14 protein-coding genes are annotated in these 15,524 nt (G+C 72.1%); 6 read left to right on the top strand and 8 right to left on the bottom strand.

Annotation, left to right across the window (positions count from 1 at the left end):
* Positions 1 to 1,123 (bottom strand): Y-family DNA polymerase (locus G6039_RS27760; protein ID WP_164528157.1); only part of this gene is annotated, 1,123 nt, incomplete at its 3' end.
* Positions 1,120 to 1,908, bottom strand: a complete 789-nt coding sequence (locus G6039_RS27755) for a hypothetical protein (protein WP_043802558.1) — start codon at positions 1,906 to 1,908, stop codon at positions 1,120 to 1,122. The genes G6039_RS27760 and G6039_RS27755, both read right to left, overlap by 4 nt.
* Positions 1,909 to 2,071: 163 nt before the next feature.
* On the opposite strand from G6039_RS27755, the gene G6039_RS27750 reads away from it, so the two are divergent.
* Both G6039_RS27750 and G6039_RS27745 read left to right on the top strand, forming a co-directional pair.
* Positions 2,072 to 3,274 carry a serine/threonine-protein kinase gene (locus G6039_RS27750; RefSeq protein ID WP_043802555.1) on the top strand — a complete coding sequence of 401 codons (1,203 nt, stop codon included), beginning with the start codon at positions 2,072 to 2,074 and terminating at the stop codon, positions 3,272 to 3,274.
* Between the two features lie 39 nt (positions 3,275 to 3,313).
* The gene (locus G6039_RS27745; RefSeq protein ID WP_043802553.1) at positions 3,314 to 4,375 is read left to right on the top strand and encodes a DNA polymerase III subunit beta family protein; all 1,062 of its coding nucleotides are present in this window, start codon (positions 3,314 to 3,316) and stop codon (positions 4,373 to 4,375) included.
* A 95-nt stretch (positions 4,376 to 4,470) separates the two neighbouring features.
* On the opposite strand, the gene G6039_RS27740 is transcribed toward G6039_RS27745, so the two are convergent.
* Both G6039_RS27740 and G6039_RS27735 read right to left on the bottom strand, forming a co-directional pair.
* Positions 4,471 to 5,133, bottom strand: a complete 663-nt coding sequence (locus G6039_RS27740) for a response regulator (protein ID WP_006934956.1) — start codon at positions 5,131 to 5,133, stop codon at positions 4,471 to 4,473.
* Positions 5,130 to 6,404: an ATP-binding protein gene (locus G6039_RS27735; RefSeq protein WP_006934957.1), complete on the bottom strand. Its 1,275-nt coding sequence runs from the start codon at positions 6,402 to 6,404 to the stop codon at positions 5,130 to 5,132. The genes G6039_RS27740 and G6039_RS27735 overlap by 4 nt, the downstream gene beginning before the upstream one ends.
* Before the next feature lie 133 nt (positions 6,405 to 6,537).
* Between G6039_RS27735 and G6039_RS27730 the strand changes: the two genes are divergently transcribed.
* On the top strand, positions 6,538 to 7,857 hold the full coding sequence (locus tag G6039_RS27730) for a PspC domain-containing protein (protein WP_051446175.1): 1,320 nt from the start codon (positions 6,538 to 6,540) through the stop codon (positions 7,855 to 7,857).
* The gene (locus tag G6039_RS27725) at positions 7,850 to 8,083 is read left to right on the top strand and encodes a hypothetical protein (RefSeq protein ID WP_006934962.1); all 234 of its coding nucleotides are present in this window, start codon (positions 7,850 to 7,852) and stop codon (positions 8,081 to 8,083) included. Before G6039_RS27730 ends, G6039_RS27725 begins: the two co-directional genes overlap by 8 nt.
* A 54-nt stretch (positions 8,084 to 8,137) precedes the next feature.
* Here G6039_RS27725 and guaA read toward each other — a convergent pair whose 3' ends face one another.
* From guaA to guaB, 4 genes are all read right to left on the bottom strand, one after another.
* Positions 8,138 to 9,709, bottom strand: a complete 1,572-nt coding sequence (gene guaA, locus G6039_RS27720; RefSeq protein ID WP_006934964.1) for a glutamine-hydrolyzing GMP synthase — start codon at positions 9,707 to 9,709, stop codon at positions 8,138 to 8,140.
* A gap of 48 nt (positions 9,710 to 9,757) precedes the next feature.
* Positions 9,758 to 11,491 (bottom strand): FAD-dependent oxidoreductase, encoded by a 1,734-nt coding sequence (locus G6039_RS27715; RefSeq protein WP_006934965.1) that lies wholly within the window; start codon positions 11,489 to 11,491, stop codon positions 9,758 to 9,760.
* 199 nt (positions 11,492 to 11,690) lie between these two features.
* Complete coding sequence (locus G6039_RS27710) at positions 11,691 to 12,830, bottom strand: GuaB3 family IMP dehydrogenase-related protein (protein WP_006934969.1); 1,140 nt, start codon at positions 12,828 to 12,830, stop codon at positions 11,691 to 11,693.
* Between the two features lie 73 nt (positions 12,831 to 12,903).
* Complete coding sequence (gene guaB, locus G6039_RS27705) at positions 12,904 to 14,427, bottom strand: IMP dehydrogenase (RefSeq protein WP_029544783.1); 1,524 nt, start codon at positions 14,425 to 14,427, stop codon at positions 12,904 to 12,906.
* A gap of 289 nt (positions 14,428 to 14,716) precedes the next feature.
* On the opposite strand from guaB, the gene G6039_RS27700 reads away from it, so the two are divergent.
* Complete coding sequence (locus G6039_RS27700) at positions 14,717 to 15,127, top strand: DUF5319 domain-containing protein (protein WP_006934975.1); 411 nt, start codon at positions 14,717 to 14,719, stop codon at positions 15,125 to 15,127.
* A 92-nt stretch (positions 15,128 to 15,219) separates the two neighbouring features.
* A complete protein-coding gene (locus tag G6039_RS30355) occupies positions 15,220 to 15,471 on the top strand; it encodes a hypothetical protein (protein WP_206531404.1) in 252 nt (83 codons plus the stop codon).
* Positions 15,472 to 15,524 lie beyond the last annotated feature (53 nt).

Below are 15,524 nucleotides of genomic sequence, written 5' to 3'. Positions count from 1 at the left end.
GCACCAGGGCGCGCCGGGCCCGTTCGTCCTCGTCGCCGGCCCCGCCCCACAGGCCCAGCTGCAGCGCCCCCGCCGCCACCACCTCCACCGGTTCGAGCCGCAGCAGCACGATCCCGGCGGTGGGGCGGGTCGCGCTGTGCCCGGTGAGCCAGCCGTCGAGCTGCCAGCGCACCCGGTCGGCGGTGCCGTCCGGGGTCAGCGGCTCGGCGCAGCGCCACGTCCGGGCCAGCTCCTCACCGTTGCCGGTGCGGGCGGCCACCAGCAGCCGGGTGCAGGCCACCCCCGCCGCGGCCAGCCGGGTGTGCAGCAGCGCGGCGAGCGCCCGGCCGGCGAAAGCGGCCGAGTCGACCCGTTCGAGCGGCGGATCGCAGGGGCGCTCCACCACCAGATCGGGCGGCAGGGCACGACCGGACGGCGGGCGCTGCGGCCGCGCCCGTGCGCTGCGGTGCGCGGCGACGGCGTCCGCACCGAAGCGGGAGGCGACGTCGGTCGGCGACAGCGCGGCGAACGCCCCGATCGTGCGCAGACCGAGCCGTTTCAGCAGGTCCACCAGGTCGACGCGGTCCGGAGCGGTCAGGGACGGCTCCACGCAGATCTCCGAAATATTCAGGGGTGCAAGGAATTCCTCGTCCTCTCCGGGCGGGACGAGGCGGGCGTGGCGGGCGGCGAGCACCGCGGTGAACAGCTCGTCGGCGATGCCGACCTGGCATTCGACGCCGGTGGCGGCCACCTCGTCGACCAACCGCTCGGCCGCCGCCTCCTCGGAACCGAACCAGCGCACGACGCCGCGTGCAGCGAGCACCACCAGACCGGGGCGCAGCACCTCCACGCCGGGCGCCGCCGCGTCGATCGCCGCCACCACCGGCTCGAACAACCGCGCATCGCGGTCCGGATCATCCTGGGTGACATACAAATCCGGGCACCGAGCCTGAGCCTCCCGTCGCCGCAGGCCCCGTCGCACGCCGGCGGCCCGGGCCGGTGCGGAACAGGCCGCCACGCGGTTGGCCGAGATCACCGCCACCGGCGCCGTGGGCGGCAGGTCGGCAGCCGCGGCGGCGGCGATCGCCGGCCAGTCCGGGCACCACAGGGCCACCACCCGGGCCGGGCAGCCGGATTCGCTCACCGCGCCACCTCGACCGGGCGGGGCACACTCCCCACCCGCGCCGGTTCTCCGGGGCGCCACTCCACTCCGGTTCGACCGGCACACAAGTCTATTCGCGCCACACGGGGCTGGAAGGCCCGGCCCTGCGCGCGCACGGAAAGCCCGGTGCCGCACAGCCTGCCCCGGGCCGAGGCCGACAGTCCCCGGTAGCCGTGCACCGCGGCCTCGAGCCGCACGTGCGCTCCGTCCCACCGGCCGTCGGTGACCATCAGGGCCGCGCCCTTGCTGCGGGCCCGCGCAACCACCGCCCGGGTCCGCGCCGGCGGCACCACGGCGCCCCCGAGGCCGAGGACGACGAGGTCCATGCCGTCGAGCAGGACGGCGGCCACCTCCACCGGATCCGGTCCGGGCTCGGGGATCAGCGCGATCCGGCTCAGTTCGGCCCCCATCTCGGCGGCGGCGAGCAGGCCGAGGCGGCGATGACCGACGACGGCGGCGTGCCCACCGGCGGCGGTGGCCGAGGCCAGCACACCGATCAGCAAAGACATTGCCCCGGAGAAACTTACGACGGATCCGCGGACCAGGCCACCGTCCGGGAGCAGCCGTGCGAGCGGCTCGGGCACCGGAAGCAGCCGGTCGACCGGCACCGGGGACGTCGCGGGCTCGGCGGGGCGGGGACGAGCACTCCCCCCCCTCACAGGAATCGCGGCGATCTGCCGCCGCAACGCCTCGAGCCGTTCCTGCCGGGGGAGCCCCGCCGGAGCCTGCGACCCGCCCTCGACCGGAAACTCGGCCACCTCACCCACACGAACTCCCCTCGCCCTGCGCCGGCCGCGTATAGCACGGCCCACCGACAAACCGCGGGGAAGACGCGATTGTTCGAACACGTATTCGAACAGGTTCAGTAGACCCGACGGCGGGGCGCCCGTCAAGCGATGGCTCACCGCGGCATCCACTACCCTCGTCAAGGTGGCGGAACAGGAGCGAGCGGCAAGCGTCGTCGGCCCGGATCAGCTGGTGGCCGGACGTTATCGACTCGTCTCCAAGCTCGGCGGCGGTGGTATGGGCGCGGTCTGGCTCGCGCACGACACCCTGCTCGACCGGGACGTGGCCGTCAAGCAGGTCACCTCGACCGTGGGCCTGCCCACGGAGGCCGCCGAGGAGATCCGCCGCCGTACGCTGCGCGAGGGCCGGATCGCCGCCCGCCTCACCCACGAGCACGCCATCTCCATGTACGACGTCGCCCTCCACTCCGGCGAGCCGTGGCTCGTCATGGAGCATCTGCCCTCCCGCAGCCTCGCCCAGGTGATGAACATCGCCGACACCCTGCCGCCGCTCGAGGTGGCGCAGATCGGCACACACATCGCCGACGCGCTCGCCGCCGCCCACGCCGCCGGGATCGTGCACCGCGACATCAAGCCGGGCAACATCCTCGTCGCCGAGCGCGGCCGCGAGCTGGGCACCGTGAAGATCAGCGACTTCGGCATCGCCCGCGCCAAGGGCGACCACGACCGTTCCGGTGTGATCACCGGTACCCCCGCCTTCTTCGCACCCGAGGTCGCCCGCGGCAGCGATCCCACCGAGGCCAGCGACGTCTTCTCCCTCGGCGCGACCCTCTACACCGCAATCGAGGGCCAGCCACCGTTCGGCATCGACCCCGACTCGATCGCCCTGCTGCACCGCGTCGCCCGCGCCGAGATCATCCCGCCGACCCGGACGGGCCCGCTGACCGACGTCCTCCTCGCGATGCTGGAACCGGACCCCGCCCGCCGCCCGACGATGGAGCAGGCCCGGGACCGTCTCGCCGCGGTCGCCTTCGGGCCCGACGCCGATCCGGCACTGCTCCGCGGCCGGCCGATCCTGTCCGCCGACGGCACCGTCCCCGTGTGGGCGCGGCGCGCCACGACCCTCGTCGGTTCCCGGCGCACCGCGGGCACCGGGGGCACCCTCACCGGGTTGCCCGCAGCTCCCCACAGCGCGCCCCGCTCGATGTCACCGCGGGGCGTGCCCCGCCCTGCGGAGCTGCTGCACCGGCTGCGGCCCACCGGTCCCCCGCCGCGCACCACGCAGGAGAAGATCGTGGCGTTCGCACCGATGGCGATGGCGATCATGGTGGCCGTGCTCGTTCTCGCGCTGATCGTGGCCCTGATCATCGCGGTCGTCGTGAGCTGAGCTTGACCTTCGGGTCGGCCGAAACTCGATGATGGGGCCGTGACCACCTCCCCAGACCTGATCACGATCGGCACCATGGCCCGGCTCAGCGGGCTCACCCCGGGAGCGCTGCGGTTCTACGGCGACTGCCGGCTGCTCGTGCCCGCCGTGGTCGATCCCGTCACCGGCTACCGGTACTACACGGTCGACCAGCGCGAGCGAGCGGTGACGATCCGTCAGCTCCGCGAACTCGACGTCCCGCTCGACGACGTCGGCCGGATCCTCGACGGCGATGCCGAGTCCGGTGCCGCGCTGCTCGACGAACACGTCGCCGAGCTGCATCGCCGGGCCGAGCGCGCGACCCGGCTGGCCTCCGCCGTCAAGGCCCGCCTCGTGGCGCCGCCGACGGTCGTCGTGCCGGGCCGGCTCCTCGCCGACACCGTCGAACGCGTCCTTCCGTCCGTCGCCACGGATTCGGAAATCCCTTGTCTGACAGGCATTCTCGTTGAGGTCGACGCCGGGGCGGTGGTCCTGACGGCGACGAACCGTTACCGGCTGACCACCGGCTCGGTGACGGCCGCGGCCCGCACCGGGAACCCGTTCCGCACCGTCGCCGACGGCTCCGCGCTCCGCGGGACCGCCGCCTGGCTGCGGGAACACGAGAACGTCGGCCTGACCCTCGACGACGACTCGGGCGCGCTCACCCTCACCGGCGCGGACGGCGAGCGGCACCGCTGCCCGGCCGTCGGGGGCACCTTCCCCGACTACGGCAGCATGCTCGCCGCCCTCGACCCACCGGTCACGCGGGTGATCGTGCACCGCGACGCCCTGGCCGGGGCCGTGCGCGACGCCGCGGCCGGCACGATCGACCTGCGCGTGCGGGCGGCGGCACTCACCGTCGGCCACCGGGGGCACGACCGCGTGCTGCCCGCCGACATCACCGGCGCCGACCTGGATCTCTCCTTCGACCGGGACGGGCTGGGAGCCGCCCTCGACACTGCCGTCGGCCCGGAGGTGCTGCTGGACATCGCCTCCTACGACCGGCCCGTCATGATCCGTTCCGCTGCCGCCGGCGACCTGACCACCCTGGCCATGCCCGTCCGCCGAGAAGAACACCCGTGACCGCGACCCGACCATGACCGCCGTCGCCGGGGCGATGATCGCGGCGGCGCTCGCGGCCGGATCGACCGAGCGGCTGCCCACGCACGGAACTCCGGTCAGTCGATCCGCCGCCGGTGCGCCCACCGGGTGAGCGCATTGCGGTTGGACTGCTGGGTCTTGCGCAGCACGTTCGACGCGTGCGTCTCGACGGTCTTGACCGAGATCACCAGTTCCTCGGCGATCTCGCGGTAGGTGTAGCCGCGCGCCAGCAGGCGCAGCACCTCGAGCTCCCGGGGGGTGAGCGAATCGAGTTCGGGGTCGAGCGGCGGCTCGGGGACGCTCGAGCGGCCGGTGAACGAGTCCAGGACGAACCCGGCCAGGCGCGGGCTGAACACCGCGTCCCCGCCGGCGACGCGGCGCACCGCGTCGGCCAGCTCGGCCCCCGAGATGGTCTTGGTGACGTAGCCGCGGGCGCCGGCCCGGATCACCGCGATGACGTCCTCGGCGGCGTCGGAAACGCTCAGCGCCAGACACACCGGGCCCTCGGTGATCCGCCCGAGCACCGCCACCCCGCCCCCGTCGGGCATGTGGACGTCGAGCAGGACCACGTCGGGGCGGGTGGCATCGATTCCCGCGACCGCTTCCGCGACGGTGCCGGCCTCGCCGACGACCTCCATGTCGCTCTCCCGGCCGAGTTCGGCGCGCACCCCCGACCGGAACACGGCATGGTCGTCGACCAGGAACACACGGAAACGGCGGGAGGCGTCGAGTGACGTCAAGTGGGCTGCTCCTCTGGATGGGCGTCGGTGCCCTCCCACTCTAGGGTCGTCGTCCGCTCCGGTCCGGCACCGGCACGGGGCATGTGGATGCGGATCTCCGTGCCCTTGCCCGGGTTCGAGCGCACACCGACCCGGCCGCCGCGACGCTCCACGCGACCCCGGATCGAACGGGCCAGGCCCTGCCGGTCCTCCGGCACCGCGGATTCGTCGAAGCCGACGCCACGGTCCCGGACGAAGACGCTCACCTGTTCGGGTTCGACCTCGACGAACAGGTCCACGCTGTCCACCCGCGCGTGCTTGGCCGCGTTGACCAGTGCCTCCCGGGTGGCGCCCAGCAGGGCGGTGAACGACTCGGCGGTCAGGTCCTCGTCGTCGCCGGGCACCACGTCGCCGACGATCACCGGCGCCACCGAGACCCCGTACTGGTCCTCCACCTCGCCGGCGATGGTGCGCAGCGCCTCGGCCAGGCTGGTGTGCGGGGTCTCGCCGCCGCCGAACAGCCAGCGGCGCAGCTCGCGTTCCTGGCTGCGCGCCAGGCGCAGCACCTCCTGCGAGTTGTCGGCCTGCTTCTGGATCAGGGCGAGCGTCTGCAGCACCGAATCGTGCAGGTGCGACGCGATCTCCTCGCGTTCCTCGTTGCGGACGCGGGCGGCGCGTTCCTCCTCGAGCGCGCGCCACATCCGCACCCACAGCGGCACCGACAGCAGGCCGGCCCCGACCAGCGTCACCAGCACCGCCAGCACCGACGAGCGCAGGGCCGCCACGTCGACCTGGGCGAGGATCACGACACCGAGCCCGAGCACGATGAGCGAGGCGCCGCCGACCACCCGCGCCCAGGTCAGCACCGTCGGGCGGGCGGGCAGGCCCAGCACCGAACGCGGTCCCTCGGCGTCGAACTCGCGCCAGACCAGCGCGGCGCCCACCGCCACCACGACGACAGGCGCGATCACCGAGCCCACACCGCCGTTGAGCAGCCACGAAAGCCCCACGGCCAGGCCCAGTCCGATGACCGCCAGGCCCAGCGCCCGGCGCCGCTCGGTGGGCGACGGCGGTTCGGTGTCCGAGCCCTGCGGCGTGAGCGCCCACAGCAACCCGTAGGCGACGATGCCGAGACCGGCGAGCGCCGCCAGGACCGTGAACGCCACCCGCACCTTGAGCACGTCGACCCCGAGGTGGTCGGCGAGACCACCGGCCACGCCGCCCACGACCCGGCCGCCGACCCGGCGCTCGAGGCGGGGGGTGGGCAGGTGCGGGTAGGGAACCGGCTGCATACCTTCGATACTGGCACGCGCACCCCGCCCCGGGCATCGGGGACGAACCCTGAGCCGGCGGCCGCGCGCAGCGGCAGAATTCAGGGTCGGTCCCTGATGTGCGGCGGGGCGGCGGTCGAGAAGGATGTGCAGCATGAACACGCGAAGCTTCCCCGAGCAGCTCTCGGACATGTGGCGCACCCGTCCGGTCCGGCTGCCACGGCAGGGCCATGTCGCCGGGGTGTGCGCGGGCATCGGCGTGCGGTACGACGTGGATCCGGTGCTGATCCGCGTGGCGTTCGTGGTGTCCACGTTCTTCGGCGGCGCCGGCCTGGTGCTGTATCTGGCGTGCTGGCTGCTGCTGCCGCGCTACGGCGATCAGGTCTCCCCCGCCGAGTCCCTCGTCGGCCGGGGGCACAGCTCCGAATCGAGCACCAAGGCCGTGGTGCTCCTGGTGGTGCTGGCGGTCGCGGCCAGCGCCTTCGGCCCGATGGGCCCCGGGGTCGGCGGTTCCGGGTTCGTGAGCATGGTGCTGATGCTCGGCGGCCTGTGGCTGCTGTACCAGCGCCGGCCCGAACCCCCGGCGCTGCCCGGGGCGCCGCAGCTGTTCCCACAGAACCCCTTCCAGGCCCCGTTCCAGCAGAGCCAGTACCAGCAGGCGCCCTTCGCGCAGCACACCGCCGCCACCGGGCCCGCGCCGGCGGATCCGAACTTCTGGACGAAGCCGGAACCGGACTCGCCCCGGGCCGCCGGCACGGAGTCCCCCGAGGCGAACCCGGAGCCCCCGCAGGATCCGTTGCTGCAGCGCCCGACGCCGCCGTCCTGGGATCCGCTCGGCGTCGCACCGTTCGCCTGGGACCTGCCCGAGCCGGCGCCCGCGCCGTCGGTCGTGCCGGCGAAACAGCCCCGCTCACGGCTCACCACGACGGTGCTGGGCCTGGCGGTGCTCGCCGCGGCGGCCGCCGGCGCGGTGGCCTCCGCGGGTGAGGTCGCCTGGCTCACACCGGCGCGGATCGGCGCGATCGCGCTCGCGGTGATCGGACTCGGCCTGCTGTTCGGGGCGTTCCTGCACCGCGGCTACGGACTGCTGGTGGTGACGGGCCCGCTGCTCGGGTTCGTGGTGCTGGCCTCGCTCGTCGGGCCGATCGACACCTCGTCGTGGGGGGAACAGCTGTACTCGCCCCGCACCGCCGCGGAACTGCAGCCGGCGTACTCGGTGCAGATGGGTGCCCTGCAACTGGACCTGCGCGGGCTCGAACTCACCGAGGACGAGACCGTCACCGTCGAGACCCGCTTCGGTGCCACCGAGATCATGCTGCCGAAGAACCTCGACGTCGACGTCGTCTGCACCGAGCGGGCCTCGAACCCGTGCACGCTGCAGGGCCTCGACGGCGGCGACGACGGCGTCGGCGGACCGGTCCTGACCCTGAACCTCGACACCGCATTCGGCAACTCGGAGGTGCGCCGTGGCTGACTTCGACACCGACCCCACCGACCCCACGACCGGCACCCGCCGGCGGGGCCCGTCGATCCTGATGCTGCTGTCCGCGATCGCGGCGCTGGCGGTCAGCGGGTGGGCGCTGATCGGGCCGTTCTCCCTCGAGCCGCTCGCGAACGTCGAATTCCGCTGGCTGCTCGTCGCGCTCGCCGTCGTCGTCGGCGCGGCCCTGGTGTTCGCGCCGGGCAAGAAGAAGCGCTGACACCCCGGAACGCACTGCGCCCTTCGGATCGGATCCGAAGGGCGCAGCCGCGTCTCACTCCCACTCGATGGTGCCCGGCGGCTTGCTCGTGACGTCGAGGACGACGCGGTTGACGTCGGGGACCTCGTTGGTGATGCGGGTGGAGATCCGCTCGAGGGTCTCGTACGGCAGCCGGGTCCAGTCCGCGGTCATCGCGTCCTCGCTGGAGACCGGGCGCAGCACGATCGGGTGGCCGTAGGTGCGGCCGTCGCCCTGCACGCCCACGCTGCGCACGTCGGCGAGCAGCACCACCGGGCACTGCCAGATCTGTCCGTCGAGGCCGGCCGCCGTGAGTTCCTCGCGGGCGATGGAGTCGGCGCGGCGCAGGATCGCGAGGCGTTCGCCTGTGACCTCACCGATGATGCGGATGCCCAGGCCCGGTCCGGGGAAGGGCTGGCGGCCGACGATCTCCTCGGGCAGGCCGAGTTCGCGGCCCACCGCCCGCACCTCGTCCTTGAACAGCAGGCGCAGCGGCTCGACCAGCGCGAACTGCAGATCCTCGGGGAGACCACCGACGTTGTGGTGGCTCTTGATGTTGGCGGTGCCGGTGCCGCCGCCGGACTCGACGACGTCCGGGTACAGGGTGCCCTGGACCAGGAACTCGACGGTCTCGCCGTGGGCGGCGTTCTCGCCGAGCACCTCCGACACGGCGCCCTCGAAGCTGCGGATGAACTCGCGGCCGATGATCTTGCGCTTGGTCTCCGGATCCGTCACGCCGGCCAATTCCCGCAGGAAGGTCTCGGCGGCGTCCACCGTGACGAGCCGGGCCCCCGTCGCGGCGACGAAGTCCTTCTCGACCTGCTGCCGCTCGCCCTCACGCATCAGGCCGTGGTCGACGAACACGCAGGTCAGGCGGTCGCCGATGGCGCGCTGCACCAGGGCCGCGGCCACCGCGGAATCCACCCCGCCGGACAGGCCGCAGATGGCACGGCCGTCACCGACCTGCTCGCGGATCTGCTCGATCAGGGCCTCGGCGATGTTCGCGGCCGTCCAGGCGGCGGGGATTCCGGCGATGTCGTGCAGGAACCGGCTGAGCACTTGCTGGCCGTGCGGGGAATGCAGCACCTCGGGGTGGTACTGCACGCCGGCGAGACGGCGCGCGCGGTCCTCGAACGCGGCGACGGGGGCGCCGGCGCTGCTGGCGGTCACTTCGAAGCCGGCCGGCGCGGCGGTGACCCCGTCGCCGTGGCTCATCCACACCGGCTGCGTCGCGGGCAGGCCGTCGTGCAGGACACCGCCGGTGACGGACATCTCGGTGCGCCCGTACTCGCGGTTGCCGGTGTGCGCGACGGTGCCGCCGAGCGCCTGGGCCATGGCCTGGAAGCCGTAGCAGATGCCGAACACCGGGACGTCCAGATCGAACAGCTTCGGGTCGAGTTGCGGCGCCCCGTCGGCGTAGACGCTGGAGGGGCCGCCGGAGAGCACCACGGCGAGCGGCTCACGGGCCGCGATCTCCTCCACCGTCGTGGTGTGCGGCACGACCTCGGAGTAGACCTTCGCTTCGCGGACGCGGCGGGCGATCAGCTGCGCGTACTGGGCTCCGAAGTCGACGACGAGGACCGGCCTGGACTGCTGGGTTTGCGACACCCGAACAGTCTAGAGGCCCGGTCCTCGCCCAACGAACGGCGGTTCGGGTCAGGCGACGCCGGAGGTCGAGCCGCTGCGGACCTCGACGATCGGCAGCGACAACGCGCCCGGAGCGCCCGCGGGCACCACCGGCTTCTTCGGGGCGATCGGGTCCAGCCGGCGGTAGCCCTCGCCCTGGGCGGGGCGCAGGTCCTGCTCCCCCTTGTTCGGCCACAGCGCCGCCGCGCGCTCGGCCTGCGCGGCGATCGTCAGCGACGGGTTGACCCCGAGATTCGCCGAGACCGCGGCTCCGTCGACGACGCTCAGCGTCGGATATCCGTACACGCGGTGGTACGGGTCGATGACGCCGTGCTCGGGGTCGGTCCCGATCACGCAGCCGCCGAGGAAGTGCGCGGTGAGCGGGATGTTGAAGATCTCCCCCCAGGTGCCGCCGGGGACGCCGTCGATCTTCTCGGCGATGCGGCGGGTGGCCTCGTTGCCGACGGGAATCCACGTCGGGTTGGGGTGCCCGTGGCCCTGCCGGCTGGTGACCTTACGGCGGCCGAGCAGGCCCTTCTTGGTGTAGGTGACGATCGAGTTGTCCAGGTTCTGCATGACCAGGGCGATGATGGTGCGCTCGCTCCAGTCCTTGACGCTGAGCATCCTCCCCATCCGGACCGGGTTCCGCGCGGCCTGGCCGAGGAACTTCAGCCACCGCGGGACACGGCCGCCGCCGTCGGTCATCAGGGTCTGCAGCAGACCCATCGCGTTGGAGCCCTTGCCGTAGCGGACGGGTTCGATGTGGGTGTCCGCGGTGGGATGGAACGACGAGGTGATCGCCACCCCGCGGGTGAGGTCGAGTTCCGGATCGACGCGCATCTTGCCGGCACCGACGATCGATTCGGAGTTGGTGCGGGTCAGGTGCCCGAGCCGGTCGGACAGCTGCGGCAGGCCGCCGGTGTCCTTGAGGTGGTGCAGCAGGTGCTGGGTGCCCCAGGTGCCGGCGGCCAGCACCACGTGCCCGGCGGTGTAGGTGCGACGGTTCTTCCGCTTCCATGCGCCGGTGCGCTCGGTGTCGACGTCCCATGTGCCGTCGGCGGCCCGGCGCAGGCCGGTGACCGTGGTGAGGGGGACGATCTCGGCGCCGGCGCGCTCGGCGAGCCCGAGGTAGTTCTTCAGCAGCGTGTTCTTGGCACCGTGCCGGCAACCGGTCATGCACTCGCCGCATTCGATGCAGCCCGTGCGGTCGGGGCCGACACCACCGAAGTACGGGTCGGCGACGGTGCGGCCGGGCTCACCGAAGAACACGCCCACCGGGGTCTGGATGAAGGTGTCCCCGACGCCCATGTCCTCGGCGACGGACTTGACGATCTCGTCGGCGGGGGTCATGTGGGGGTTCTGCACCACGCCGAGCATGCGACGGGCCTGGTCGTAGAACGGGCTGAGCTCGTCGTTCCAGTCGGTGATGTGCGCCCACTGGCTGTCCTGGAAGAACGGGGCAGGCGGCTTGTAGAGGGTGTTGGCGTAGTTGAGGGATCCGCCGCCGACGCCGGCGCCGGCGAGAATGAGGACGTCGTGCAGCAGATGGATCCGCTGGATGCCGAAGCACCCCAGCTTGGGCGCCCACAGGAAGCGCTTGAGATCCCAGCTGGTCTTGGCGAAGTCCGCGTCGGCGAAGCGCCGGCCGGCCTCGAGGATGCCGACCTTGTACCCCTTCTCCACGAGCCGCAGGGCCGTCACACTTCCGCCGAACCCCGATCCGACGATGAGGACGTCGTAGTCCGTCGCGCGCTGCTCACCCACCGAAACACCTCCATGACGCTGGTTGTTACTCACCAGTATGCACAGACTCGCTGTGACCACTGCCACAAGGGTGCCCTAACTGTAACCTCGAGTTCTAGAAACTGCAGGTGGGCGCCGAAAACGGCTGTGGCCGAATGTCACATCACGTCGATCGGATCGAAGCGATGTGACATTCGGCCACAGCGGAAGAGGGGGACGGCTACGCGCGGACGGTCAGGCCCACCTTCTGGAACTCCTTGAGATCCGAGTAGCCCGACTTCGCCATCGCGCGGCGCAGGCCGCCGACCAGGTTCAGCGAGCCGAACGGGTCGTCGGACGGACCGGCGAGCACCCGGTCCAGGCCCGGGCGCTCGTCGTAGGCGACCTGCAGCAGCGCGCCCCGCGGCACGGACGGGTGCGCACTCGCCGACGGCCAGTACCAGCCGCGGCCCGGCGCCTCGGCCGAGACCGCGAGCGGGGCCCCGAGCACGGCGGCGTCGGCACCGCAGGCGATGGCCTTGGCCAGATCGCCCGAGGTCTCGATGTCGCCGTCGGCGATGACGTGCACGTACCGGCCACCGGTTTCGTCCAGGTAGTCGCGACGGGCGGCGGCGGCATCGGCGATCGCGGTCGCCATGGGCACGCCGATGCCCAGCACCTCGCTCGTGGTGGTGCCCCCGGCCGTCGAGCCGTAGCCGACGATGACGCCCGCCGCGCCCGTGCGCATCAGGTGCAGCGCGGTGCGGTGGTCGCTCACACCGCCCGCGACGACGGGCACGTCCAGCTCGGAAATGAACGTCTTGAGGTTCAGCGGCTCGCTCTCGCCGTGGGCGACGTGCTCCGCGGAGATGATGGTCCCGTGGATGACCAACAGGTCGATGCCCGCCTTCACCAGGTGCGGGGTCAGCGCCCGCGCGTTCTGCGGGCTGACCCGCACGGCCGCGGTCACGCCCGCGTCACGCACCTGCGCGACGGCGGCGGCCAGCAGGTCGGGCTGCAGCGGGGCCGCGTGGAGCTTCTGCAGGTGGGCGATCGCCGCAGCCGGGTCCGCGTCGGACTCGGCGATGCCGACGAGCCTCTCGATCTCGGCGTCGACGTCGGCGTGCCGGCCCCACAGGCCCTCACCGTTGATGACGCCGAGACCGCCGGCCCTGCCCAGCTGCACCGCGAAGGACGGCGAGACCAGCGCGTCGGTGGGATGGGCGAGCAGCGGGATGTCGAATCGGTACGCGTCGAGCTGCCAGGCCGTCGACACCTCCTTCGAGGAGCGCGTCCGGCGGGACGGCACGATGTTGATGTCGTCCAGCTCGTAGGTGCGTCGGGCGGTCCGCCCCATGCCGATTTCAACCAGGTCGCGCACGCGCGTCCCTTTCTTCTCAGGTAGATGCCCCCGCCGGACACTCCGGCGGGGGCCCGATCGCGGACTCGGTGCTCTAGCGAACCACGTAGTTCGGTGCTTCGGCCGTGATCGTGATGTCGTGCGGGTGGCTCTCCTTGAGACCCGCCGCCGTGATCTGCACGAACTGTGCCTCCTGCAGCTGTTCGATGCTGGCGGCACCGGCGTAGCCCATCGCGGCGCGCAGACCACCGATCAGCTGGTGCGTCACCTGCTGCAGCGGACCGCGGAACGGCACGCGGCCCTCGATGCCCTCGGGCACCAGCTTGTCCTCGGAGAGCACGTCGTCCTGGAAGTAGCGGTCCTTCGAGTACGACTTGGCCGCGCCCCGGCTCTGCATCGCGCCGAGCGAACCCATTCCGCGGTAGCTCTTGAACTGCTTGCCGTTGACGAGGATCAACTCGCCGGGCGACTCGGCGGTGCCGGCCAGCAGGGAGCCGAGCATGGCTGTGGAGGCGCCGGCGGCGAGAGCCTTGGCGACGTCGCCGGAGAACTGCAGGCCGCCGTCGGCGATGACCGGGACGCCCGCGGGCTTGGCGACCGCGACGGCCTCGAGGATGGCGGTGATCTGCGGGGCGCCGACACCCGCGATGACGCGGGTGGTGCAGATGGAGCCGGGTCCGACGCCCACCTTCACGGCGTCCACGCCGGCCTCGATGAGCGCCGCGGCGCCCGCCCGGGTCGCGACGTTGCCGCCGATGATCTGGACTCGGTCGCCGACCTCGGCCTTGAGCTTGGCGATCATGCCGAGCACACCCGCCGAGTGACCGTGGGCGCTGTCGACCACAAGCACGTCCACCCCGGCGTCGGCCAAGGTCATGCCACGGGTCCACGCGTCGTCGCCCACGCCGACCGCGGCGCCGACGAGCAGGCGACCGTCACGGTCCTTGGTGGCGTTGGGGTGCTGCTCGGTCTTGACGAAGTCCTTGACGGTGATCAGGCCGGTCAGGCGGCCCTGTCCGTCGACGATCGGCAGCTTCTCGATCTTGTGGCGGCGCAGCAGCCCGAGGGCGGCCTCGGCGGTGACCCCCTCCTGCGCGGTCACCAGTGGCGCCTTGGTCATGACCTCCGAGACCGGGCGGTTCTGGTCGACCTCGAAGCGCATGTCCCGGTTGGTGATGATGCCGACGAGCTGGCCGTCGTCGTCGGTGACGGGCAGCCCCGAGATGCGGAAGCGCGCGCACATGGCGTCGACCTCGGCGAGCGTGGCGGTCGGCTTGCAGGTGACCGGATCGGTGACCATGCCGGCCTCGGACCTCTTGACGGTCTCGACCTGCGCGGCCTGCGCCTCGGCGGAGAGATTGCGGTGCAGGACGCCCATGCCGCCGACGCGGGCCATGGCGATGGCCATGCGCGACTCGGTGACGGTGTCCATCGCGGAACTGACCAGCGGAACGCGGAGGCGGATGTCCCGGGTCAGCTGGCTCGACGTGTCCACCTGGCTCGGGATCACGTCCGACGCGGCCGGAAGCAGCAGCACGTCGTCGAAGGTCAGACCCAGCATGGCGACCTTGTTGGGGTCGTCACCGCCGGTATGCACGTGCCCTCCGGTACTACTCATGCGGTTCGGACCCTCCATGACGCGTCGATACGGTGCGGGCGGGTGGGCCCCGGCCCGGCAACGGTGATTACGGAACACAATGTCGTGAAAGACAATGGCGTGAGCGGTGCGCACATTCCCCGGACGCTCCGAGCAACGATGCCCTGCTCGTGGACTATCGTATCGGTTTACCGGAACAGGCACACACGCGCATCCGCACGCGTGGATCCGCCCGCGTACACCAAGCCCCGCGGGAAGTCCACGGTGTGACGGCTGGCGCAGACCCCGTCGGACTGCGTACCGTGGAGTCGTGCGTGATCAGTTGCCTCCCGGTCTGCCACCGGACCCATTCGCTGGAGATCCCGACGATCCGTCCGCCGCACTGGACGCGATCGAGCCGGGTCAGCCACTCGACCCTGCCGAACGGCTGGCCGTCGAGGAGGATCTCGCCGACCTCGCGGTCTACGAAGCGCTGCTGTCGCCGCGCGGCATCCGCGGCCTGGTGGTGTGCTGCGAGGACTGCCACCAGGACCACTACCACGACTGGGACATGCTGCGGGCGAACCTGCTGCAGCTGCTCGTCGACGGTACGGTCCGGCCGCACGAGCCGGCCTACGATCCCTCCCCCGACGCCTACGTGACGTGGGACTACTGCCGCGGCTACGCGGACGCCTCGATGAACGAGGCGCTGCCGGTCGACCCGTACGGCCTCGACTCCTAGAAGAAGCCTCCGCACGACAGGAAGGGCCCGCCGGGACGAATGTCCTGGCGGGCCCTTCCCGTCGTGCCTACGGCGAAGGCGGGGGAACGACGGTGATCGTCTGGCTGATCGACTGCTGTTCGAGTGAACTCGACGGCGCCGGCGCCGAGGCCGACGCGGTCGTCGTCGGCGAGGCCGTCGGCACGGTGGTCGGCTCCGTCGTCACCGGAGCGCTCGTCGGTCCGGTTGTCGGCTCTGTCGTGACCGGCAGCGGTTCCTGGGTGGGCACCGGCTGCGACGACGTCGGCGGCGGCAGGAGATCGACGCTGGGCTCCTCGGTGGACGTCGGCGGCCGACGATGTTGATACCGTAACGGCCCAGCACGATCGGCTGGCCGTAGATGCGCTGATGCGAATCC

It is taken from the genome of Rhodococcus aetherivorans (genome assembly GCF_011058165.1).
Taxonomy (GTDB): Bacteria; Actinomycetota; Actinomycetes; order Mycobacteriales; family Mycobacteriaceae; genus Rhodococcus; species Rhodococcus aetherivorans.
Note: the sequence above shows the minus strand (reverse complement) of the source record. Positions and strands in the feature narration are given on the sequence as shown.